19 protein-coding genes are annotated in these 22,921 nt (G+C 71.4%); 9 read left to right on the top strand and 10 right to left on the bottom strand.

The genetic code is table 11. The features are described 5' to 3' along the window. Positions 1–343: 343 nt before the first annotated feature. The gene (locus tag ACFWW9_RS08325; protein ID WP_390373229.1) at positions 344–1,657 is read left to right on the top strand and encodes a citrate synthase; all 1,314 of its coding nucleotides are present in this window, start codon (positions 344–346) and stop codon (positions 1,655–1,657) included. A 99-nt stretch (positions 1,658–1,756) separates the two neighbouring features. Beyond that, positions 1,757–3,031 carry a cryptochrome/photolyase family protein gene (locus ACFWW9_RS08320; RefSeq protein ID WP_390373226.1) on the top strand — a complete coding sequence of 425 codons (1,275 nt, stop codon included), beginning with the start codon at positions 1,757–1,759 and terminating at the stop codon, positions 3,029–3,031. A 30-nt stretch (positions 3,032–3,061) separates the two neighbouring features. Here the strand turns inward: ACFWW9_RS08320 and ACFWW9_RS08315 are convergent, their stop codons facing one another. Then, the gene (locus ACFWW9_RS08315; protein ID WP_390373224.1) at positions 3,062–4,249 is read right to left on the bottom strand and encodes an ABC transporter permease; all 1,188 of its coding nucleotides are present in this window, start codon (positions 4,247–4,249) and stop codon (positions 3,062–3,064) included. Beyond that, positions 4,246–5,157, bottom strand: a complete 912-nt coding sequence (locus ACFWW9_RS08310; RefSeq protein ID WP_390373221.1) for an ABC transporter ATP-binding protein — start codon at positions 5,155–5,157, stop codon at positions 4,246–4,248. Before ACFWW9_RS08310 ends, ACFWW9_RS08315 begins: the two co-directional genes overlap by 4 nt. Positions 5,158–5,355: 198 nt before the next feature. On the opposite strand from ACFWW9_RS08310, the gene ACFWW9_RS08305 reads away from it, so the two are divergent. Genes ACFWW9_RS08305 through ACFWW9_RS08295 form a run of 3 tightly spaced genes read left to right on the top strand, consistent with a single transcriptional unit; the run spans position 5,356 to position 7,819 of the window. Continuing rightward, positions 5,356–5,799: a YbaB/EbfC family nucleoid-associated protein gene (locus ACFWW9_RS08305; protein WP_390373219.1), complete on the top strand. Its 444-nt coding sequence runs from the start codon at positions 5,356–5,358 to the stop codon at positions 5,797–5,799. Positions 5,800–5,816: 17 nt separating this feature from the next. After that, positions 5,817–6,125, top strand: coding sequence for a type VII secretion target (locus tag ACFWW9_RS08300; RefSeq protein ID WP_390373217.1), 309 nt, complete (start codon positions 5,817–5,819; stop codon positions 6,123–6,125). Then, positions 6,122–7,819 (top strand): WXG100 family type VII secretion target, encoded by a 1,698-nt coding sequence (locus tag ACFWW9_RS08295; RefSeq protein WP_390373215.1) that lies wholly within the window; start codon positions 6,122–6,124, stop codon positions 7,817–7,819. Before ACFWW9_RS08300 ends, ACFWW9_RS08295 begins: the two co-directional genes overlap by 4 nt. A gap of 172 nt (positions 7,820–7,991) precedes the next feature. On the opposite strand, the gene ACFWW9_RS08290 is transcribed toward ACFWW9_RS08295, so the two are convergent. Further along, positions 7,992–9,467, bottom strand: coding sequence for a glycerol-3-phosphate dehydrogenase/oxidase (locus ACFWW9_RS08290; protein ID WP_390373213.1), 1,476 nt, complete (start codon positions 9,465–9,467; stop codon positions 7,992–7,994). Beyond that, positions 9,464–10,036 carry a TetR/AcrR family transcriptional regulator gene (locus ACFWW9_RS08285; protein ID WP_390373210.1) on the bottom strand — a complete coding sequence of 191 codons (573 nt, stop codon included), beginning with the start codon at positions 10,034–10,036 and terminating at the stop codon, positions 9,464–9,466. The genes ACFWW9_RS08290 and ACFWW9_RS08285 overlap by 4 nt, the downstream gene beginning before the upstream one ends. Before the next feature lie 16 nt (positions 10,037–10,052). On the opposite strand from ACFWW9_RS08285, the gene ACFWW9_RS08280 reads away from it, so the two are divergent. Both ACFWW9_RS08280 and ACFWW9_RS08275 read left to right on the top strand, forming a co-directional pair. After that, positions 10,053–11,672 (top strand): FAD-binding oxidoreductase, encoded by a 1,620-nt coding sequence (locus ACFWW9_RS08280; protein WP_390373207.1) that lies wholly within the window; start codon positions 10,053–10,055, stop codon positions 11,670–11,672. A 9-nt stretch (positions 11,673–11,681) separates the two neighbouring features. Next, positions 11,682–12,884 (top strand): amidohydrolase, encoded by a 1,203-nt coding sequence (locus ACFWW9_RS08275; protein WP_390373205.1) that lies wholly within the window; start codon positions 11,682–11,684, stop codon positions 12,882–12,884. On the opposite strand, the gene ACFWW9_RS08270 is transcribed toward ACFWW9_RS08275, so the two are convergent. The 4 genes from ACFWW9_RS08270 to ACFWW9_RS08255 form a co-directional block, all read right to left on the bottom strand. Continuing rightward, positions 12,881–13,900 (bottom strand): NADP-dependent oxidoreductase, encoded by a 1,020-nt coding sequence (locus tag ACFWW9_RS08270; RefSeq protein ID WP_390373202.1) that lies wholly within the window; start codon positions 13,898–13,900, stop codon positions 12,881–12,883. The two genes, ACFWW9_RS08275 and ACFWW9_RS08270, sit on opposite strands and share 4 nt — an antisense overlap. Positions 13,901–14,045: 145 nt before the next feature. Beyond that, positions 14,046–14,810: a GNAT family N-acetyltransferase gene (locus tag ACFWW9_RS08265; protein WP_390373199.1), complete on the bottom strand. Its 765-nt coding sequence runs from the start codon at positions 14,808–14,810 to the stop codon at positions 14,046–14,048. Positions 14,811–14,822: 12 nt separating this feature from the next. Then, complete coding sequence (locus tag ACFWW9_RS08260; protein WP_390373197.1) at positions 14,823–15,470, bottom strand: response regulator; 648 nt, start codon at positions 15,468–15,470, stop codon at positions 14,823–14,825. Further along, positions 15,467–16,657 (bottom strand): sensor histidine kinase, encoded by a 1,191-nt coding sequence (locus ACFWW9_RS08255; protein ID WP_390373195.1) that lies wholly within the window; start codon positions 16,655–16,657, stop codon positions 15,467–15,469. Before ACFWW9_RS08255 ends, ACFWW9_RS08260 begins: the two co-directional genes overlap by 4 nt. Before the next feature lie 156 nt (positions 16,658–16,813). On the opposite strand from ACFWW9_RS08255, the gene ACFWW9_RS08250 reads away from it, so the two are divergent. After that, positions 16,814–17,503: an ABC transporter ATP-binding protein gene (locus tag ACFWW9_RS08250; protein ID WP_390373192.1), complete on the top strand. Its 690-nt coding sequence runs from the start codon at positions 16,814–16,816 to the stop codon at positions 17,501–17,503. Beyond that, positions 17,500–19,683 carry an FtsX-like permease family protein gene (locus ACFWW9_RS08245; RefSeq protein WP_390373189.1) on the top strand — a complete coding sequence of 728 codons (2,184 nt, stop codon included), beginning with the start codon at positions 17,500–17,502 and terminating at the stop codon, positions 19,681–19,683. The genes ACFWW9_RS08250 and ACFWW9_RS08245 overlap by 4 nt, the downstream gene beginning before the upstream one ends. A 10-nt stretch (positions 19,684–19,693) precedes the next feature. Here the strand turns inward: ACFWW9_RS08245 and ACFWW9_RS08240 are convergent, their stop codons facing one another. After that, positions 19,694–20,152, bottom strand: a complete 459-nt coding sequence (locus ACFWW9_RS08240) for a hypothetical protein (protein ID WP_390373187.1) — start codon at positions 20,150–20,152, stop codon at positions 19,694–19,696. Further along, a complete protein-coding gene (locus ACFWW9_RS08235; protein WP_390373184.1) occupies positions 20,149–22,920 on the bottom strand; it encodes an FtsK/SpoIIIE domain-containing protein in 2,772 nt (923 codons plus the stop codon). The genes ACFWW9_RS08240 and ACFWW9_RS08235 overlap by 4 nt, the downstream gene beginning before the upstream one ends. Position 22,921: the final 1 nt, after the last annotated feature.

The following is a 22,921-nucleotide window of genomic DNA, read 5'->3' as shown; positions in this document are numbered from 1 at the left end:
CCTAGCTCTCACCCCTGATGAGGTGGCGAAAGGTGCCGGACGGGCTACCGTGGAACGCAACGCTCCCACGGGTCGGTCGACCACCGGTCGCTCGGGGAACGTGCACGCTGGCCACCGTGCGGAGTTCGCGACAGATGCGTGTGATGCCGGTCCCACCTCACGGAATCGGTTCACATCACTGCTGCGAGGCGGTGAGGCCGCCGACTAGCGTGGGAGAACTGACAGGACCCCAACGGGGTGGTGCTGCGGTTGCGGAGACCCAGATCCGCTTACCGGCGAGTGAGACCTGCACGACCGGTCGAGCCGATGCGGCCACCCCGCCCTAGCGTGAGAGGGACTCTGAATGCCCGACGCGACGACTGCGCCGAACGACACCCGTACCGTCGCGCTGCGCCATGAGGGCGGAGAACTCGAGATGAACGTGGTGGAGCCCACCGAGGGCGCACCCGGCATCGAACTCGGGAAACTGCTGGCGAAAACCGGACTCGTAACACTCGACTCCGGATTCGTGAACACAGCCTCCTGCTCCTCTGAGATCACCTACATCGACGGTGACGCGGGAATCCTGCGTTACCGCGGTTACCCGATCGAGCAGCTCGCCGAGAAGTCGAACTTCAACGAGGTCAGCTACCTCCTGATCTACGGGGAACTCCCGACGCAGGCGCAACTGGACGACTTCACGTCCAAGATCAGCAGGCACACCCTGCTGCACGAGGACCTCAAGAGGTTCTTCGACGGCTTCCCGCGCGACGCCCACCCCATGCCGGTGCTGTCCTCCGCGGTCTCCGCGCTGTCCACCTTCTACCAGGACAGCCTGAGCCCGTTCGACGCGACGCAGGTGGAGATCTCCACGATCCGCCTGCTCGCGAAGGTGCCGACCATAGCGGCGTACGCGTACAAGAAGTCCGTGGGCCAGCCGTTCCTCTACCCGGACAACTCGCTGGGTCTGGTGGAGAACTTCCTCCGCATGACCTTCGGGTTCCCGGCCGAGCCGTACGACGTCGACCCCGACCTGGTGAAGGCGCTCGACCTGCTCTTCATCCTGCACGCCGACCACGAGCAGAACTGCTCCACGTCGACCGTGCGCCTGGTCGGCTCGTCCGAGGCCAACCTGTTCGCGTCCATCTCCGCGGGCATCAACGCCCTGTTCGGCCCGCTGCACGGCGGCGCGAACAGCGCGGTCCTGGAGATGCTGGAGAAGATCCGCAACGACGGGGGTGACGTCGCCGCCTTCGTGAACAAGGTCAAGAACAAGGAGGAGGGCGTTCGCCTGATGGGCTTCGGCCACCGGGTCTACAAGAACTACGACCCGCGCGCCGCGATCATCAAGAAGACGGCGGACGAGATCCTCGCCAAGCTCGGCGGTGACGACGAGCTGCTGGAGATCGCCAAGAAGCTCGAGGAGGTCGCGCTCGCGGACGAGTACTTCGTGTCCCGCAAGCTCTACCCGAACGTGGACTTCTACACCGGCCTGATCTACCGGGCGATGGGCTTCCCGACGAAGTTCTTCACCGTGCTGTTCGCACTGGGCCGCCTCCCCGGCTGGATCGCGCACTGGCGCGAGATGATCCAGGACCCGGCCACGAAGATCGGCCGCCCGCGGCAGATCTACGTCGGCCCCGCGGAGCGCGACTTCCTCACGATGGACAAGAGGTAGGTCGAAACGCGCACAAGGCCCGTGCCCCGATCGGGGGTGCGGGCCTTTGTCGTGTCCGCCCGTCATGCAGAGGTGCCGAGCCCGACTTAGCGTTGGGCGGTGGCTTCTCCGACTGTGATCTGGTTCCGCCGTGACCTGCGCACCGCCGACCACCCGGCGCTGTTGAGCGCGGCCGAGCGCTCGTCGTCCGCGATCGGGCTGTTCGTGCTCGACGACCGGTTGTTGGCGTCGGCGGGCAAGGCGCGCACCGACTACCTGCACCGGTGCCTGCGCAGGCTGGACGACGAGTTGGGCGGCCGTCTGCACGTGGTGCGCGGCAACCCGGTCGACGTGGTGCCCGAGGTCGCGGCCAAGGCGGACAGCGTGCACATCTCCGCGGACTACGGGCCGTACGGCCGCAAGCGGGACGCCGCCGTGGAGAAAGCGTTGGGGGACGTCGAACTCGTCCGCTCCGGCTCGCCGTACGCGGTGGCCCCCGGCCGGGTGCTCAAGGGCGACGGGACGCCGTTCAAGGTGTTCACGCCGTTCCGCCGGGCCTGGGAGGGCCACGGGTGGCGCAAGCCCGCCGAGACCGACGCGTCCACTGTGGACTGGGTGGCGAAGCGGGGCGGCGAGAAGCTGCCCGACGTGGAGCCGGTGGCCGATCCGCTGCCGCTGTGGGAGAAGTTCCGCGACGAGCGCCTCCCGGACTACAAGACCGCGCGCGACCGGCCGGACCTGGACGCCACGAGCCGGTTGTCGCCGTACCTGCGGTGGGGGCTGCTGCACCCGCGGACGCTGCTGGCCGAGCTGGGCGACGACGAGGGCGACGCCACCTTCCGCAGCGAGCTGGCGTGGCGGGAGTTCTACGCCGACGTGCTGTGGCACCGGCCGGAGACCGCGACGAAGAACTACGACGCCAAGTTCGACCGCATGGAGCACGACGAGGACGACGGCCGGTTCACGGCGTGGCAGGAGGGCCGCACGGGGTTCCCGATCGTGGACGCCGGGATGCGCCAGCTCCTCGCCGAGGGCTGGATGCACAACCGGGTGCGGATGATCGTGGCCAGCTTCCTGGTGAAGGACCTGCACCTGCCGTGGTGGTGGGGCGCCAAGCACTTCATGGACCACCTGGTCGACGGCGACCTCGCGTCCAACCAGCACGGCTGGCAGTGGGTCGCCGGGTCGGGAACGGACGCGGCCCCGTACTTCCGCGTCTTCAACCCGATCACCCAGGGCGAGAAGTTCGACCCGTCCGGCGACTACATCCGCCGGTACGTGCCGGAACTCCGCGACGTCGAGGGCAAGGCCGTGCACCAGCCGCACGACCCGATCGTCGACCACGCCCACGAGCGCCAAGTGGCGCTCGCGCGGTACGGCGCGATCAAGTCCTAGCCCCGAACGCCCGCGGGCCCGGAACGCCCGCTAGCGCAGGGCGTCCCGGAGCTTGACGCGGGAACCGGTGCGCAGCACGGCGTTGGAGTAGATCTTGCCGCCGAGCCACGTCATCGCGCCGACCGCGCCGAGCGCCAGGACGATCGACAGCAGCACCTGCCACAGCGGCGCGACGCCGAGCGCCATCCGGCCGGGCATCAGGATCGGCGCGAACGGCGGCAGCATCGACAGCACCGTCACGGCGGTGCCGGACGGGTCCTGGATCATCAGGTTGATGCCGACGACGAAGGCGATGATGATCACCGTGCTGATCGGGGTGATCACCGACTGGAGCTCCTCCTGGCGGGACACCAGCGACGCCGCGGCGGCGAACACCGTGGCGTAGAGGAAGAAGCCGAGCAGGTACCAGAGGATGCCGGTGGCGAGCGCCCCGCCCGCCACGCCGGGCACGTCGACCGCGCCGGTCGCCGAGCCGACCGCGAGGCCGACGCCGCCGATCACCAGCAGTTGCACCAGTCCGACCGCGCCGAGGCCCATCACCTTGCCCAGCAGGAGCTGCCACGGCCGGAGCGTGGCCAGCAGGATCTCCACGACCCGGCTGGACTTCTCCTCCACGACGCCCTGGGCGACCATCATCCCGTAGACCAGCAGCGAGTAGTACAGCAGCACGGCGATGACCAGGCCGATCGCCAGGCGCTGTCCCTGCTGCGGGTCCTCGGGGGCCAGCTCGACCACGGTCACCTTGGCCGCCGCGATGTTCTTGGCCACCACGGCCGGGTCCAGGCCCGCCTCGGCGAGCTGGGCGTTGAGGACCTGCTGCTTCACGATCGCGTCGAGCGCGTTCTGGAGCTCGGAGTTGAGGTTCTCCTTCACCACGACCCGCAGCGCGTCCGGCGCGCCGGTGATCAGCACGTCCAGGTCGCCCTTGCGGACGTCCTCCTCGGCCTTCGCCGGGTCGGTCACGTCGACGGTGGTGATCTCGCGGCCGAAGGCCTTCGAGGTCTGCCGCAGCGGCTCCGCGAGCACGGTCGACTGGCCGCTCAACCCCACGGTGCTGGTGCTGGCCTTGTCGAACAGCACGGCCTGGAGCAGCGCGAACCCGGCGATCGCCGCGATGACGACCACCGTGCCGATGACGAACGAGCGGGTGCGGATCTTCCCGAGGAACTCCCGCCTGGCGACCAGCAGCACCGCCCGGCTCGGGCTGAGTCGGTTCATGCCGCACCCTCCTCGGTCACGACGTTGCGGAACAGCTCGGTCAGCGACGGCCGCTGCCTGGTGAACTCCCGGACCGGCCCGGTGGCCAGCGCCGCGTGCAGCACGGCCTGGTCGTCGGCGTCCGGCGCCAGCTCCAGGGTGGTCAGCGGGCCGCGGACCTCGACGACGCGCACCCCCGGCACCCCGGCGGACCAGCCCTCGGCCGCGTCCGGCGCGTTCACCACCAGCCGGGTCTCGCCGCCCGCCCGCAGCTCCTCGACGGTCCCCCTGGCCACCATCGCTCCACTTCGGACGATGCCGACCCGGTCGCACAGCCGTTCCACCAGGTCGAGCTGGTGGCTGGAGAACACCACGGGCACACCCGCGGAAGCCTTCTCCCGCAACACCTGGCTCATCACGTCCACCGCCACCGGGTCCAGCCCGGAGAACGGCTCGTCCAGCACCAGCACGTCCGGCTCGTGCACCAGCGCCGCGGCGAGCTGCACGCGCTGCTGGTTGCCGAGGCTGAGCTTCTGCACCTCGTCGTTGCGCCGGTCGCGCACGCCGAGCCGCGCGATCCAGTTCTCCGCCGACCGGTGCGCGTCGTTCGTGGTCAGGCCGTGCAGCTCGGCGAGGTACACGAGCTGCTCCAGCACCTTCATCTTCGGGTAGAGCCCGCGCTCCTCCGGCATGTAGCCGATGCGGCGGCGCGTCTCGAACGTGATGGGCGCTCCATTCCACCTCACCTCGCCCGAGTCCGCGGCCAGGACGCCCAAGGCGATCCGCATGGCGGTCGTCTTGCCCGCGCCGTTGCTGCCGACGAACCCGAACAGCTCACCCGCCCGGACCTCGAACGTCATGTCCCGCAGGGCCACGACCTCGCCGTAGCGCTTGGAGATCCGGTCGATCTCCAGCACCCCCTCAGCCACGGTGCTCTCCTCCTGTTGGTCACGCCTCGTGCGATCCGCCGGACGGGTGTCATCGAGTGCGGCCGAACGGCTGTATCCCACCACATGTTCCCTGATCCAGAGGATTCCGATGACACGATACGGTCCGCGGAACCGAATCGGGTCGCCCGCGGTCCAACGTGTCGTGGGCGCTAGCCCCGCTCCAGACGAGGGGTGATCATGGAGCCTGACCAGTGGCTCGCGCAGTACGGGCAGAAGATCGAACAGGCCAAGCAGAACGCGGCCCAGGCCGAGACCAGGCTCGGCGGGGTCGGCGGCAGCGCCACCTCGCCGGACGGCCTGATCACGGTCACGGTCAACGCCGCGGGCGCCCTGGAGAACCTCGTCATCCGGCCCGGCGCGCGCGAGATGGACCCCGAGCGGATCGCGGGCGCGGTGCTCGCGGCGTCCGGTGAGGCGCAGCGCAACGCGGCCGGACGAGTGGTCGAGATCATGACCGAGTTCATCGGCGACAGCCCCGCGCTCGACTTCGTGAAAGCGCAGATGCCGCACGGCTATTCGGGTGACGGCACGGACGAGGCGGAACCGGCGCCCGAGCCGCAGCGTCGGGACACCAGGCCGGACGACGACTACTTCACCAATCCGCCGGAAGTCATGGGCTGAGCAGGGGGTACCTGACGATGTTCAACTCCTTCAACGTGAGTCCGGCGGAGGTGCGCGCGCACGCCGCCACGGTCGACGGGCTGAGCCAGCGCATGCAGGCCGCGACCAAGATGGCCGACCCGTCGCTGTCCACGGAGGCGTTCGGCGTGTTCGGCGGGTTCCTCGCCGAGTTCCTGCTCAAGACGGCCGGCGCCTCGCAGGACATCCTCGGCAAGGCCGCCACCACGGTCAACGACATGGCGATCGGGCTCAAGGAGGTCGCGGACCTCTACGAGATGATCGACCGCGACAACGCCTTCGGGTTCACCGGAAAGGCAGCGGAATGAACGCGCAGGCCGCCCCCGCGACGACGGGCGCTCAGCAGGGCCGGGACCCGTCGAACCTCTTCCGGGACGTGAAGGGGACCGTCGCCGCCGTCGAGAGCGGCGACTGGGTCACCGCCGGGTTGGGGATGGCCAACACGGCCATGGACATCGTCGGCATGGCGAGCAACCCGTTGAGCGGGTTCCTGTCGGCCGGGTTCTCGTGGGCGATCCAGCACGTCGACTTCCTGCGCGAGCCGTTCGACGCGCTGCTCGGCGACCCGCAGGCGATCTCGAAGATGGCCGAGAACTGGAAGTCCGCCGGGACGCAGGTGGCGTCCATCGCGGCGGACTACCGGCGGACGTCGGTGCAGGAGACGCAGAACTGGCGCGGGAAGACGGCGGACTCGTACCGCGCGGCGTCGGCGAACCACTCGACCGGGCTGGAGACGCTGTCCAAGGCGTGCGCCGGGGTGTCGTCGGCGGTTCAGGGTGCCGGTCAGCTGGTCGCCGCCGTGCGCAAGATGATCATGGATCTGATCTCGGACGCCGTGGCGAAGATGGTCATGAAGATCATCCAGTGGTTGGCGGCGTCGTTCTGCACGTTCGGCGCGGCGATCGGCGCGGCCATCGCGGACATCGTGACGATGGCGTGCAACTACGCGAAGAAGCTGTCGGACTTCCTGTCGAAGCTGTCGTCGTCGTTGACGAAGCTGATGAACCTGGTGAAGCAGGTGTCGTCCATCGCGCAGACCGCGAAGCAGGTGGTGGACGCGATCACGGCGATGAGTCACAGCGGGGCTGCTGGTGGGGCTGGTGGTGCTGGGCCTTCGAGTGTTCGGCCGTCCGCTGGTGGGTTGGGGATGAACCAAGGGCAGGTCGACCAGTTGCACTCCGGGGCTGGGGCTTCGTACACGAACCCGTCTTCGGGGACTACTGGGACTAGTGGGGCTTCTGGTGGTGGTGTTGCCGGGAGTGGGGGGCAGGTTTCGGCTCCGCCGCAGGTGGGTGGAGGGTCGTCCGGAGGTGGGCACTGGGAGCCTGGGCGGTGGGTGCCCGATGCTCCGGCCGCGTCCGGTGGTGGGGGTGTTGTGTCGCCGCCGCCCGTTGTCGGGGGTGGGACTTATCGGTCCGGGTCGCCGGTGACGTTGCCCGGTACTGGCGGGGCTGGGTATCAGGTGCCTGGGGCTGGTGGGGTTGCCGGTGGGAGTACGCCGGTTCGGCCGGTGTACACGCCGCCGCCTATGCCGTCTGTCCCGTCGATGCCGTCGATGCCGTCGGGTGGGTCCGGTGAGGTGCACACCGCTTCCACGCATCCGGTTAGTGGGTTCTCCGGGTCGTTGTCCGGGCTTTCCGGTGGGGGCGGCGGTGGGTCGTTCTCCGGTGGGGGTGGTGGGGGAGCTGGTGGGTTCTCCAGTGCCAGTGGGGCCGGTGGGGGTGGTGGTCCTACGCAGCCTGGTGGGGCTACTGGGATTCTGCCTTCCGGGACGCCTGGGAATCCGAGTCTTGGTGCTGCCGGTGGCGGTGGCGGTGGTGTGCCACATGGTCCTGGTGGTGGCGGTGGTGGAGCCGCTGGTGGCGGGATGATGGGTGGTGCGCCCATGGGTGGTGGTGCTCAAGGTGGCGGTGGGGGTAAGGATCACCAGCGGAAGATTCGGCTTGAGGGTGAAGAGTTGATGGAGCCGCCCAAGGCCGCCAAGCCGGTTATCGGGGAGTGATCGCTGGTTCCGTTGTGGTGCCGTGTGGCCACCCCGCTCGCGCAATTATCTCAATGCCCACAGCAGCTTTGTCAAGGCGGGAAAGATGCCTTGACAAAGCTGCTGTGGGCACGAGGGCGCTGAGGATCGGGGTGGGCGGGGGAGACTGCCACCCTGGGGGCTGGGTGGGACGTTAAGTCTGCTCAGCCAGCAGGGTGGTCACTGTTGCCTCTGCTGCTTGGCGGTCTTGTGGGACCAGGCCGATTCTGGTGCGTCTGTCCAGGATGTCGTCTGGTGTGAGAGCGCCCTCGTGGTGGATGGCCCAGAGGATTTCTGCCGCTGTGATGTCGTGGGAGATTTTGTCGGGTCGGTTGAGGGCAAGTAGTGCTTCTGCTTCTGTGCCGTAGCGGGTTGCTAGTCGTTGTGGGGCGGTGGTTTTGCCCGTTCCCACCAGGGGCAGGTTTGTGGTGCGGCATGGGGTTGCGGTGAGGTTGTTGGCTTGTACTGCCTTGTCTACCGCGTCTGCTGCCATGCGGCGGTAGGTGGTGAGTTTGCCGCCCACGACTGTGAGTACGCCGGTTGGTGAGGTGAGGACCGCGTGTTTGCGGCTGAGGTCGGCGCTTTTGGTTGCGGTGCCCGCTAGTAGGGGGCGTAGGCCCGCGTAGCTGCCCAGGACGTCTTGGTGGGTGAGTTTTCTTTCCAGGACTGAGGATGCGACGTTGAGCAGGAAGTCCACATCGGACTGTGGTACTTCCGGGACGTCGGGGAGTGGGCCGTCTGTTGGTTCGTCGGTGAGGCCGATGTAGAGCCTGCCGTCCTGTTGGGGGAGGGCCAGGGCGTAGCGGTTTCGTTCGCCTGGGACGGGGATGGTGATGGCGGTGGTGGTGATGCCGTTGGTGAGTGCGTCCAGGACCAGGTGTGAGCCCCGTGATGGGCGTAGCTGGATGTTGTCCACCAAGGTGGCTGACCAGATGCCTGCGGCGTTGATGACGGCTTTTGCCTTGACCTGGAAAGTGGTGTTGGTCAAGGTGTCTACGGCTTCCGCGCCCTCGCCGGTGAGGGTGGTGACCTTGGTTCTGGTGAGGATCCTTGCGCCGAAGCCTGCTGCTGTGCGGGCCAAGGCGATGACTAGGCGGGCGTCGTCGGTGAGTTGGCCGTCGTAGCTGAGGAGAGCTCCTCGTAGGCCCTCTTGGCGTAGGCCGGGGACCAAGGCCAGGGCTTCTGCCGCTGGGATTCTTCTTGGTGGGGGGAGCAGGGTGCTGGGGGTGCGGGCTGTTCTGCGGAGGAGGTCGCCTGCGCGGAGGCCGGTCATGACGACTGTGCCTCGGTCGTTGTACAGGGGGACTACCTGGGGTAGTGCGCGTACCAGGTGGGGGGCGGTGCGGGTCATGAGGATGCCGCGTTCGACCGCGCTCTCGTGGGCTAGAGCGAAGTCGCCGTGTGCCAGGTAGCGGAGGCCGCCGTGGACCAGTTTGCTGGACCAGCGGGAGGTGCCGAAGGCCAGGTCGTGGGCCTCCAGGAGGCAGACCGTGAGGCCGCGTGAAGCCGCGTCCAGGGCTACGCCGGTGCCGGTGACGCCGCCGCCTACCACCAGGATGTCGAAGACCTCGCCCGCTGCTGCGGTTGCCAGGTCGGTTGCTCTGCGGGTGGCGTTCAGGGAGGTGTTCACGTCAGGGCCGCGTTCAGGTAGAGGGTCAGTTCGTCCAGCAGGGTGTCGAAGTCCAGGTCCGTGGTGGCCGGGCGGTGGGACAGGACCAGGGACTGGGTGGTGAGGAGGATCAGTCTGGCCTGGGTTTTCGGGTCGCCCTGGCGGATCGAGCCGTCCTGGTGGCCTGCTTCCAGTTGGGTGATGAGGAACTGCTCCACCAGGAGTTGGGTGCTGCCCAGGCGTTCTACCAGGTACGGGAGCATCAGGTCGGCGTCCAGGTCCAGGACGCGGCGCAGGAGGGGGTTCCTGGTCAGCAGGCGGATCGCGGCCACGGAGTGGTGGACCAGGCGGTCGCGGGCGGTGCCGGTGGCGGCGGGGTCGATGGTGCTGTGCAGCAGGGTGGTGAATTCCCTGGTCATGAGGGTTCTGACCAGGGAGTTGATGTCGGGGAAGCGGCGGTAGAGGGTCATGCGGCTGACGCCCGCGCGCTTGGCGACGTCGGTCAGGGTCGTGCGGCGGACGCCGACCTCCACCACGCAGTCACGGGCGGCGTCGAGCAGGGCGTCATCGGTGTGACGTTGAGACGTCATGTGTAACACTGTACCTATGGGTGAGCGCATCGACCAAAACCTTCGCGGTAGCTGGAGTGGTGACGTGGGCGGGCTGCCGGTTCACGCCCTGCGGTGGCTGAGTGGGCGGATTGGGCTGGCCGCGAGGCGGACGCCTGCTGCTGTCGACGTGACGGCGGGGGTGTCTGGGCTGTCTGCGGCTGCCGGTGAGGCGCTTGGTGCGGTCGTGGGGGATGGGCACGTGCGGGTGGATCCGGTGTCGCGGCTCGGGCGGGCCGGTGGGCTGTCCTATGTGGACCTGCTGCGGTACCGGGGTGGTGGGGAGTTGGCCGTGCCGGAAGCGGTCGTGTTGCCCGCTACGCCAGAGCAGGTGGTGGCGGTGCTCGGGGTTTGTGTGGAGCACGACCTTGCCGTGGTGCCGTTCGGTGGTGGGACGTCGGTGGTTGGTGGGGTCGCTGCGTTGCGGGGGGACAAGGCGGCTGTGGTGGCGTTGGACCTTGGGCGGTTGGACCGGTTGGTTTCGGTGGACCCGGTGTCGCGGATTGCTGTCTTGCAGGCGGGGGTTACCGCGCCGGAGGCGGAACGGTTGTTGTCGCCGCACGGGCTGACGGTGGGGCACGTGCCGCAGTCGTTCGAGCGGGCGACGATCGGGGGGTTCGCGGCGACGCGGTCCGCCGGGCAGGCGTCGTCGGGGTACGGGCGGTTCGAGGACATGGTCGAAGGGGTGCGGGTGGCCACGCCCGCGGGGGAGTGGGTGCTGGGGAGCGCGCCCGCGTCGGCCGCTGGGCCGGACCTGAAAGAGCTGGTGGTGGGCAGCGAGGGCGTGTTCGGGGTGATCACCGAGGTGTCCGTGCGGGTGCGGCCCCGGCCCGTGGTGGAGCGGTACGAGGGGTTCGTCGTCGACGGGTGGGAGGCCGGGACCGAGGTCGTGCGGGCGTTGGCGCAGCGGCGGGTGCTCGCGGACGTGACGCGGCTGTCCGACGAGGACGAGACCGAGGTGTCGCTGGCCCTCTCCGGTGGCGTGAAGGCCGCCGGGGTGCGGGCGTACCTGAAGGCGCGCGGGGTGAAACGGCCGTGCCTGCTGGTGCTGGGGTGGCACGCGGGGTCGGAGAAGGAACTGCGGGCGCGGCGGGCGGCGTCGGTGGCCGTGGTGCGCGGGGCCGTTCGGCTGGGGAAGCCGATGGGGGAGGCGTGGCGGCACGGGCGGTTCACCGGGCCCCGGCAGCGGGACGCGCTGCTGGACGTCGGGGTGTGCGTGGAGACGTTGGAGACCGCGACGCACTGGTCCCGGCTGGCGGAGTTGCGCGACGAGGTGCGGAGGGCGTTGACGGACGCGCTGGGGCGGTCCGTGGTGATGTGCCACCTGTCGCACGCCTACGAGACCGGGGCGTCGCTGTACTTCACCGTGCTGGCCGCGCAGGACGCCGACGACCCGGTGGGGCAGTGGCGGGTCGCCAAGGCGGCGGCGAGCGAGGCCGTCGCGGGGCTCGGGACCATCAGCCACCACCACGCCGTGGGCGTCGACCACGCGCCGTACCTGGAGGCCGAGATCGGCGGGCTCGGGGTGGAGGTGCTGGCGGCGGTGAAGCGGGTGCTCGACCCGACCGGGGTGCTGAACCCCGGCAAGCTCATCGCGTCCGAGCGGTTCCGGGGTTAGCCTCTGGCGATGACCGGTGACCTGCTGATCCGTTCAGTCCGACCCTGGCCCAGCGGCCGGGAGGCGCCCGAGGTCGACGTGCTCTGCCTGGCGGGGGTCGTGTCGGCCGTCGGTGTCGGGATCGCTGCGCCTGATGGGGTTCCGGAGGCTGATGGGAAGGGTGGGGTGCTGCTGCCGTCGTTCACCGACGCGCACGCGCACCTGGACTCGACCCGCCTCGGACTGCCCTTCCGGCCGCACACCGCCGGTGCGGGGCTGGCCGAGCTGATCGACAACGACCGCCGCCACTGGCGGTCCGCCGAGCAGGACGTGACGGCCCGTGCCACGTTCACGCTGGGGCGCACCATCGCGGGCGGGGCGACGTTCGTGCGCAGCCACGCGCAGGTCGACGTGGACTCCGGCCTCGACCGGCTGGAGGGCGTGCTGGCGGCGCGGGAAGCGCACGCGGGCCGGGCGTCGGTGCAGGTCGTGGCGTTCCCGCAGTGCGGGATCCTGCGGGACAAGGGGACCGCCGACCTGCTGGAGGCGGCGCTGCTGGCGGGCGCGGACCTGGTGGGCGGGCTGGACCCGGCCGGGTACGACCGGGATCCCGTGCGGCACCTGGACGTCGTGTTCGGGCTGGCCGACAAGCACCAGCGCGGGGTGGACGTGCACCTGCACGACGGCGGCTCGCTGGGGGCGTTCCAGATCGAGCTGATCTGCGAGCGGACCGCGGCGCTGGACATGCGCGGCGACGTGACGATCAGCCACTGCTTCGCGCTGTCCACAGTGGACGAGGACCGGCGGCGCGAACTCGTGGACATGCTGGCGGAGCACGACATCGCCGTGACGACGGTCGCGCCCGGCGTGCGGGAACCGCTGCCGCTGCGGCAGCTGCGCTGGGAGGGCGTGCGGCTCGGGCTCGGCCAGGACGGGATGCGCGACTACTGGTCGCCCTACGGCAACGGCGACATGCTCGACCGGACGTGGCAACTGGCCTACCGCAACGGGTTCCGCGACGACTCGATGATCGAGATGTGCGTCGACGTCGCCACCCGCGGTGGCGCGTCGGTGCTCGGCGAGACCGGCCACGGGATCACCGAGGGCGCGCAGGCGGACCTGGTGGTCGTGCCCGGCGACTCGGTGACCGCCGCCGTGATGGACCGCGCCCCGCGCACCCTCGTGGTGCACGAGGGGCGCGTGGTCGCGGCCGAGGGCGAACTGGTGGGCTAGGCGAGCTTGACCAGCATCTTGCCGGTGTTCGCGCCGCGCAGCATGCCCACGAACGCGGACGGGGCCTGGCGGACGCCGCCGTCGACGACGGTCTCGGTGTAGTGCAGCTTCCCCTCGGCGATCCAGCCGCCGACCTCGGCGATGAACTCGTCGCGCAGGTCGCCGTGGTCGATGGAGAGCATCCCGCGCAGCGTCAGGCGCTTGCCGACGGCGGCGGACAGGTTCTTCGGGCCCGTGGCGGCGGACTTGTCGTTGTACTGGGAGATCGCGCCGCACAGGACGACGTGGCCGAACGGGCGGAGCAGCGTGAGCGCGGCCTCCAGGTGCTCGCCGCCGACGTTGTCGAAGTACAGGTCGATGCCGGTGGGGGCGAGTTCGGCGAGGTGCTTCACCACCGGGCCCTCGTCCCGGTAGTTGAACGCGGCGTCGAAGCCCAGGTCCTCCACGAGGTGCTTGACCTTCTCCGGCGTCCCCGCGCTGCCGATGACCCTGGACGCGCCGCGCAGCCTGGCGATCTGGCCGACGACCGCGCCCACGGCCCCGGCCGCGCCGGACACGAAGACGACGTCGCCCTCCTTGAACTCGCCGACCCGCAGCAGGCCCGCGTAGGCGGTGAGGCCGGGCATCCCGAGCACGCCGAGGTAGGCGCTGATCGGGGCCACGTCCGGGTCGACCTTGGCGGCGTGGTCCGCGCTCACGGTCGCGTACTCGCGCCAGCCCAGGCCGTGCAGCACGGTGTCGCCGACCTGGAACTCCGGGGAGTTCGACTCGACGACCTCGCCGACGGCCCCGCCGTCGAGCGGCTGCCCGATCTGGAACGGCGGCGAGTAGGACTGGACGTCGTTCATCCGGCCGCGCATGTAGGGGTCGACGCTCATGTACAGGTTGCGCACCAGGATCTCGCCGTCGGCGGGGTTGCGGACCTCGACCTCGGCCACCGCGAAGTTCTCCTCGGCCGGGTACCCGTCGGGGCGGGACGCGAGGTGGATCTCCAGCGCGGTGTTCGGCACGGTCATGGCGGCGACCTCTCTCCTGATTTACGGAACTGACACGTCTCGTAGTTGACTCAAGGGTCAACGCCTCCAGCGTGCACCGGTGTTCCCGGCTCCGCAGAGCACGAGTGTGACGTCGTGCACCGACCGCCGAACACCCCTAGCGACCCTAGTTCCGCGGCGGCAGAACGGCCACGACGTCCGAGGGCAGGGAGATCGTCACCTCGCGGTAGGCGAACCCCAGCCCGCGGTAGGAGGCGATGGCCGCGTCGTTCTCGCCGTCGACCATCAGCGCGCACGCCGGGTGCTCCTCCAGCAGCTCGTGCACGACGAACGAGCACAGCGCCCTGGACAGGCCACGCCTGCGGAAGTCCGGGTGGGTCGCCACCCCGCCGAGGAACCCGACGTGCGGCGCGGTCCACGCGTCCGCGCCCACCGCGACCAGCACGTCGTCCACGAACGACCCGGCCCAGCGCAGCGCGCCGGGCTCGCGCGGCAGCACGTAGGCGTGCGGGTTCACCTTGCGCAGCAGCGCTTCCGCCGCGTCCAGCTCGTCCTCGCGCAGCCAGCGCACGCCCGGCGCGGTGGGCAGCCGCCCGGTGCGCTCCATCCAGCCGAAGCTGCCCCACGCCACGAAGTCCGGCAGCAGCGGGAGCACCTCGTCCGCCAGCGCGGTCGTCGTCAACGGGCGCAGGTCCGGGCCGTGCTCGCGGATCCGGTCGCGCAGGATCGCCGCGACCCCCTCCGGCGGGCCCGCGAGCACCAGCCGGTCCCGGCGGTTGAGCGCCGGGGCGTGCACGCCGACCGCGCCGCCGTGCTCCCACGCGGCGCCGCCCGGCGCGGGATGGCCGGGCAGCAGGGCTTGCGCGGCCCAGCGGACCAGCAGGTCGGGGCTCGCGGCGGCGACGTCGTCGGGGGTGGGGAGAGCGCGCATACCCGCATCAGATCAGGAGAGCAGCCCCGAACGCCAAGCCCACGACGCGATCTCCACGCGGTTGCGGGCCCCCAGCTTGCCCTGCACGGACGCGAGGTGCGTCTTGACCGTGGACAGCGAGAGGAACAGCGCCGCGCCGATCTCGGCGTTCGTGGAGCCCTTCGCGACCTCGCGCACGACGTCCAGCTCGCGCTCGGTGAGGTGCTCGGTCGGGCGGTCCGCCGTCGGGCCGGGCTGGGTGAAGTGCGACAGCATCCGGACGGTGATCTGCGGCGAGATCAGCGCGTCGCCGCGCACCGCCGCCCGCACCGCCTCGACCAGCAGCGCCGGGCCCGCGTCCTTCAGCAGGAACCCGCTCGCGCCGCTGCTCAACGCCGTGTGCACGTACTCGTCCAGGTCGAACGTGGTCACCACGACGACCTTGATCGGGTCGACCACGCCGGGGCCGGTGAGCTTGCGGGTCACCTCCAGGCCGTCGAGGCCGGGCATCCGGATGTCCAGCAGGCACACGTCCGGGCGCAGCTCCCGCGCCTTCGCGACGGCCGAGACGCCGTCCGGCACGTCCGCGACCACCTCGATGTCCGGCTGGTGCTCCAGGATCATCCGGAACCCGATCCGCACCATCTCCTGGTCGTCGGCGATCAGGACCCGGATCGTCATCGTGCGCCCCCCTTGACCGGCAACTCCGCCAGCACCTGCCACCCGCGGACCCCGGTGGGTCCGGCGGAGAACAGGCCGCCGAGCAGCTCCACCCGTTCCCGCATGCCGATCAGACCGTAGCCGCCGGACCCGCCCACCGGCTCGCCAGGCAGACCCGTGCCGTCGTCGTGCACCCGCAGCCGGACGTGGTCGTCCGAAGTGGACAGCTCGACCACGACCGAGGTCGCGTCGCGGGCGTGCTTCTGCACGTTGGTCAGGGATTCCTGCACCAGCCGCAGCACCGAGCGCGCCACCTCCGGCGGCACCGGCCTCGGCAGGTCGACCGTCAGCTCCACGGGCGTGCCGACCTCGCGCGCCTGCGCCACGGCCGCCCGCACGTCCGCGTCCAGGTCCGTGGTCGCCACCTCGGCCGACCCGACCCCCGTCCCCTGCTCTCGCAAGGTCCCCACCAGCCGGCGCATGGCCGTCAGCGCCTCGCTGCCGCTGCGCTCGATGCCGGGCAGCAGCCGGTGCGCCGCCAGCGGGTCGGTGTCCGCCACGGTCCGCGCCGCCTGCGCCTGCACCACGATCCCGGTCACGTGGTGCGCGACCACGTCGTGCAGCTCGCGGGCCAGCGCGATCCGCTCCTCCTGCTGCGCCGTGGACACGGCGACCCGGATCGACCGCTCCCGGTCCTTGTCGCGCGCCCGGAAGTACAGGCCCGCGCCGATCGCCAGCACGAGCAGCATCGCCGTGGGGAACACGTCGCCGGGTTCGCCGAGGTACCAGTACCCGTTGAGGTCGCGCGTGACGGAGGCGTGGATGGCGGCGGCGACCATCACGGCCACCGACACCGCGGCCTGCTCGCCGGGGCGTTGGCGGACCACCAGCGCGGTGATGATCAGGCACGCCAGCGTCTCGGCCGGGGACAGCGGGCTGAAGTAGGCCATCGAGTAGGTGTCCAGCAGGCCCGACCACCACGTGGTGAGCAGCACCGAGCCCGCCGCCGCCATGGCCGCCGCCACCGGCTTGCGCACGGCCACCACGGCGATCAGGCAGGTCAGCAGGGACGGGGCCACGGCCGCCATCGCCCGGTAGCCCTCGAAGCGCAGCAGCACGGCCTCGAACACCAGCACCGCCGCGAGCGCCACCGCCGCGGGCCACATGCCGTAAGTCCACGCCCGCCCACGGGCCAGCAGTCCGTCCACGCCGGACACGCTACGACCCGCGACCGCGGAACGCCGTCAGCCGATCGGTCATCACGCGTCTCGGTCATCCGGCCGATACCGCCGACCCGCTCGGCCGAAGTGCCGGACACCCCCACCCCGCCAGGCTGGCCCCGCAGGCACGACGAGGAGGCGACGGTGATCGAGTTCGACGGCCAGGTGACCCACCACCCGGTCCTGGCGGGCCGCGGCCTGGTGAAGCGGTACGGCGACGTGCCCGCGCTGGCCGGGGTCGACATCACCGTGCGGGCGGGTGACGTCGTCGCGATCGTCGGGCCGTCCGGCTCCGGCAAGTCCAGCCTGCTGCACGTGCTGTCCGGCGTGCTGCCCGCGGACGGCGGCGAGGTGTTCCTGGCGGGCAAGCCGATCACCACCCTCGGCGAGACCGAGCGCAGCCTGCTGCGCCGGTCGGCGTTCGGGTTCGTGTTCCAATCCGGTCTGCTGGTCGCCGAGCTGACCGCCGAGGAGAACGCGGCCCTCCCGCTGCTGCTGGCGGGCGTTCCGCGCGGCGACGCGCTGGGCGCGGCCCGCGACTGGCTGGCCAGGCTCGGGCTGGAGGGCCTGGAACGGCGGCGGCCCGGCGAGCTGTCCGGCGGGCAGGCGCAGCGGGTCGCCGTCGCCCGCGCGCTCGTCCACCGGCCGCGGGTGGTGTTCGCCGACGAGCCGACCGGCGCGCTGGACACCCGCACCGGCCAGGAGATGGTGACGTCGCTGCTGGACGCGGCGCGGCGGACCGGGGCGGCCGTGGTCATCGTGACGCACGACCAGGCCGTCGCCGCCCGCGCCGAACGGGTCGTGGAGCTGAGGGACGGGCTGGTCGCGGCGTGACCCCGGTCCGCCTCGCGCTCCGGGTGCTGCGCGCCGACTCCCGCACCCGGTGGTCCGCCGTCCTCGTCGCGCTCGGGGTGGCGCTGGGCGTCGTGCTGGTGCTGTGGCTGCTCGCCGCGCCGAACGCGCTGCGGGCCCGTGCCGAGCGGGAGAGCTGGCGCGTTCCGGACGCCACGGCCGGCGCGGACGCCGTGGTCGTGGTGCACAACCGCGACGACGTCGGCGGCAGGCTCGTGGAGCGGTTCGACGTGGCCGCGCTGCGGCCCGGAACCGCCCTGGCGGCCGGGATCCCGTTCGTGCCGGGCCCCGGCGAGGTGCTGCTGTCACCGGCGTTGGCGAGGCTCGACACGGGGGACCTGTTCGCGGACAAGGTGATCGGCTCGCTCGGCGTCGAAGCCCTCGGGTACCCGGACGAACTGGTCGCGGTGGTCGGCCACGACCCCGGCGCGTTGCGCGGGCCCGCCCGTCCGGACCTGCTCGGCCACCCCGTCGTCGACACCGGCGACGGGCTCCTCCACCTGCTCACCCGCGTCGGACTGGTCGTGCTCGCGGTGCCGTGCCTGGTGCTGGTGGCCTCCGCGGCCCGGCTCACGGCCGCCCGCCGCGACCGCAGGCTCGCCGCCCTGCGGCTGGCGGGCGCGACCCCGTGGCAGGTCGTGGCGATGACCGCCACCGAGACCGCCGTCGCGGCCGTCGCGGGCAGCGCGCTCGGCGTGGTGGCCTCGATCCCGCTGCGCCACCTGACCGCGCGCGTCCCGTGGGACGGCGGCACGTGGCTGCCCGGCGACTTCACCCCGAGCGCGACCGTCGTGGCGCTCGTCGCGGTCCTGGCCCCGGTGCTGGTGGTCGTGGCGGCCGTCCTCGGCCTCCGGCGCGTGGTCACCCGGCCGCTCGGCGTCGTCGGACGGCCGCCGAGCCGCCCGGCCAGCCCGGTGCGGCTCGCGCTGCTCGTCGGCGCGGGGGCGTTGTTCCTGCTCGGGATGCGCACCGACCGCACCACGGTCCTCCTCGGCCTCGCGGCGGTCGCCCTCGCGCTGGTGCTGACCGGACCCCTGGTGACCGCGCTGGTCGGCCGGATCTTCGTCCGGTGGTGGCGCAGGCCGTCCACGCTGCTGGCCGGCCGACGGCTGAGCGACGACCCGAAGGCCGCGTTCCGGAGCGCGTCGGGGGTCGTGCTGGCGGTGTTCACCGCGTCGCTGGCGCTCGTCCTGTTCCCCTCGCTGGACGACCGGATCGCCTTCAGCGACGGCACCTGGCGCGACGACGTGCTGGTCGCCGAGACCATCGGCGGCGGGAACGCCGGGGTCGCGGCCCTGCGCGCGGACCTCGCCGGGCACGGCGTCACCGGCGCGGTCGTGCCGATGGTGACCGGGTACGCGACCCTGACCGACTACCCCGACGAGGAGGGCGCGGAGGTGCTGATCGCGCCCTGCCAGGAGTCCGTGAAGGTCCTCGCGGTGATGCCGGACGGCATCTGCCAGGCCGCGCCGATGGCCTACGCCCCCGAGTGGCAGGCCGACCGGCTCGCGGGCGGGGCCCGGATGTCGCTCAGCACCGGCACGTCCACCGTGCCCGCCCACCTGCCCGTCCGCAGGTACCCGCCCGGCTCGGGGCGCTCGTACGTGTTCATCGACCCGGCGCTGATCCCCGGCCTGACCGCGGAACCCACCGCCGTCGCCGTGGTGACCGACCCGGCGACCCGCGAGACCGTCCGCGCGGCCCTGCTGCGCTCGTTCCCCGGCGCGTCCGTCACGGGCAACCGGAAGACGGACCTGGAGGGCGCGGCGCTGAGCGGCGACCTGGTGCGCGCCACCGCCATCGGCCTCGCGATCGCCGCGGCCCTCGGCGCGATCAGCTCGACCGTCGCCGCGGCGGGCTCGGTCCTCGACCGAGCCCGCACGCTGACCGCGCTGGTCGCGGCCGGGACCCCGGTCCGGGTGCTCACCAGGGCCTTGCGCGCGGAGATCGTGCTCCCGGTCCTGGTCGCCACCCTCGGCGCCACGGCGGCGGGAGCGCTGGTCGGCGCGGGCCTGACCACCGTGACCAGGGGCGACCACGTCGTGCTCACGCCGTGGCTCGCCGCCCCGATGGCGCTCGGCCTCGTGGTCGCGCTGGCGGCCGCCGCCTGCTGCGGTCCGCTGCTGCGCCGGGTGACCGCACCGTCCTATTCGGACGACTGAGCCACGCCGGTCACTCCTTCGTCTTGCGCCGCAACAACGTGCGCTTCTGCAACGACTCCTCCAACGCCTGGAACGCCACGTCCATCGCGGTGTTGTACTCGCGCTGGTCCCGCGCGGGCACCCGCTCGTCCGGCCTCGGCATCGGGCTCATCGCCATCCAGCGCTCGTCCCACAGCGCCTCGACGGCCTGCTCCCAGTGCAGCGCCGCCCCGAGCTTCACGACCTTCTCGCGGTCGATCACCTCGGCCATCCGGTCCTGCGACTCGGCGAGCCGGGCGACCAGGTCGGCCACCCGCTCGTCGTCCTTGGCGCGCATGGCCGCGATGGCGTCGCCCGCGGTGCCGATGATCTCCTTGTACCGCTCGACGGCCGACCGCCCGTCGGGCTCCGGCGCGGGCGGCCGCACGTCGCCGACGCGCTGGTGGGGAACTACGGGGACGTCGCACGTTCCGTTGGACTGCGTGTTCATGGGATGTCCTCCCCCGTGTCGAACGGAATGACCACCTGCGGACGGGAATGCTCGAAGCGGTCGAAGTACAGGCCGCGGCGCGGGCGCGGGGACCACGCCATGACCTGTTCCGGACCGAACGAGATCAGCTCCTTGCCCTGGACGTCGAAGGCGACCCACGCGCCGATGTCGTCGTAGACGCCGGGGGGGAGGCTGCTCTTGAGCCGCTGCACGCCGCGCCACCAGCCGAGGACGTGCGTGCGGTTCTCCGGGCCGTGCTTGAGGACCGTGCGCAGGCTGTCCACTCCGGACGCCCGCGTCGTCGGGTCCTTCTGCTCCAGCCTGCTGTGCGCCGCGTCGACGGCGTACAGCACCACGTAGTGCGGCTGGGGAGGCGTGGTCGTCTCGCCGGTGATGGTGTCCGTGAGCCCCTGGGCCGTGTGGTCCAGGAACTTCCGAGCCCCGTCCATCCGCACGACGTCCACCGTATGTCCTTCGGTGGACAGCTGCTTGGCGAGCTTCTGCACGGCGGTCTCCGCCTCGTCGACCAGGCAGCACAGGGTGAACCTGGCCTCACCGGGCAGGTTCTGCCTGCCGAGGGAGATCGCCGCCGCGCCGAGCACGGCCGCCGCGTCCTGCACCAGCGAGCCGATGACGGCGATGTTGCGTCCCGGCGTGCGGGCGAGCCGGACCTTGGCCGCGCTGCCCGCCACGTCGATGACCTGTCCCAGCAGGACGGTCGGGGTGGCGTCGCCGGGCGTGAGCATCTGGAAGTCGTCCACGGCGTGCAGGGCGGGGACCTTGCTGCCGTCGAACAGGATGGGCTCGGTCAGGTCGGGGCTCCGGCGGCGGTGCAGCTCCCGCTGGAGGAAGTCGAACGTGCCCTTGCTGGTGGAGTCCGGGATGCGCGCGATCTCGTTGCCGTGCCGCACACCGGACTCGTGGTTCACGACCGCGTGCCAGCGGGGGAGTTCCACGGCGGCGTCGTTCTGCGGCTCGGCCAGCACCCGCCGCGCCTTCGGCAGCGCGACCCGGACGGTGAACTGCTCGAAGATGGCGGACTTGCCCCAGAAGCCCTCGATGCCCGCCACGTCCTGGCTGCACAGCACCAGGTGGATGCCCTGCGACCGGCCGCGCCGCGCCACGTCCTCCAGCAGTTGCGTCGCCTGCTGCGTCACGTGGTCGCGCTCGCCGAACAGGTACTGGAACTCGTCGATCACCGCGACGATCCGCGGCCACCGACCGCGCGGGTCCTCCGCGCGCAGCTGCTCCAGCTTCGTGACCTCGTGCTGCTTGGCGGCGTCCGCGCGCCTGCGCATCTCGTCGGACAGGAACTTCAGCAGCGCCACGCCGAACTCGCGGTCGGTGTTCACGTTCACGCCGACCAGCCGCGCGTGCGGCAGCCAGCTCGGGTCCTTGCGGCCCGGCGCGAACTGCGCGAACGACACGCCCTCCTTGAAGTCCAGGACGTACAGCTCCAGCTCGTCCGGCGAGTACCGGGCGGCCAGGCTGCCGAGCATGGCGTAGAGGAAGTTCGTCTTGCCCGACCCGCTCGGCCCGCCGATCAGGGCGTGCGGCGACGTGTCGCCCAGGCCCAGCGCCACGGGTTCGCCGTCCTGGTAGCCGATCGGGGCCACGACGCCCGCGGACGAGCTCTCCATCCACAGGTGCTCGGGCAGCAGGTCGCCGAACGTGCCGAACCGCGACCGGCGCTCCTCGCGCTTCTCGGCGATGGTCGCGCACGCCCTCGGCACCTGCGTGCGCGGGAACGGCGGGTCCAGCGTCACGGCCACATGCTTGCCGGTCATGGTGCAGGTCGCGGTCTGGTCCGCGGCCAGCGTCACGGTCTCGATGGGGGAGTTCACCGTGATCGGGATGTCCACGATCACCAGCACGATGCCGCAGGCCAACCCGTTGCGCGCCACGCGTTGCAGCTGTTGCTGCTGCTCCTCCTTGAGCGCCTGCCGGTTGCCGAACAGCACCGCGATCCGCCACGGCTCGGCGCGGCGGCCGGAGCCGCTGACCGACCGCACCGACAGGTGGCCGTCGACCAGCACGCTGGTGTGCACCCGGCGGATGTGGTCGGACAGCTCGTCCAGCAGCTCGTGCAGCCGCGCGGGGTCGTGCACGGTCAGCAGGCCCGCGCGGGTCAACGGGTACAGGCCCGGCAGCGAGCCGGTGAGCTGGTTGACGTCCCACACGTGCACGTGGACCAGACCGGGCTGGAAGTAGCTGAGCACCCGCAGCAGCAGGTTCTCCACCAGGCCGTCGGCGTGGTGGCGGCTGGCGGGGGTGGACGCGATGTGCAGGTGCGCGTGGTCCAGCAGGGGGACGGCGACCGGGAACGGCCGCTGCTCGGGCGCGCTGCGCACGACCCCCGTGCCGATGCGCCACAGCTCCGGCACCGTGCCGCCGTCGGCGCCGCCCGCGTCGCCGAGCCACGACTCGTGCGGCCACGACGCCGGACCGGGGGAAACGGTCTGCACCAACGAGGACAGCTGGTCCGGGCCGCGCTCGGACCAGCCGCGGAACGCGTCCACGCGGTCCATCAGCGCCCGCGCGAGCCTGCTGGAGAACGCCGGGTTGGCCAGCGCGTCGGCGAGCAGCGGGTCCTGGAGCGCGCGGTCGACGCCCTCGCCGCGCAGCATGACCTCGAACATGTCGCGGGCGCGCTCGTCCGCCAGCTCGCGGTGCTCGCGCGAGGCGTTGCCCAGTGCCGCCGCGACGGAGAGCCGGAACTCCTCGAAGGAGTCCTCTATCTTCCGGCGGCGGTCGTCCCGCCTGCTCACG

The sequence above is a fragment of the Umezawaea sp. NPDC059074 genome (genome assembly GCF_042738955.1).
GTDB lineage: Bacteria > Actinomycetota > Actinomycetes > Mycobacteriales > Pseudonocardiaceae > Umezawaea.
This window is presented reverse-complemented; position numbering and strand designations above follow the sequence as displayed.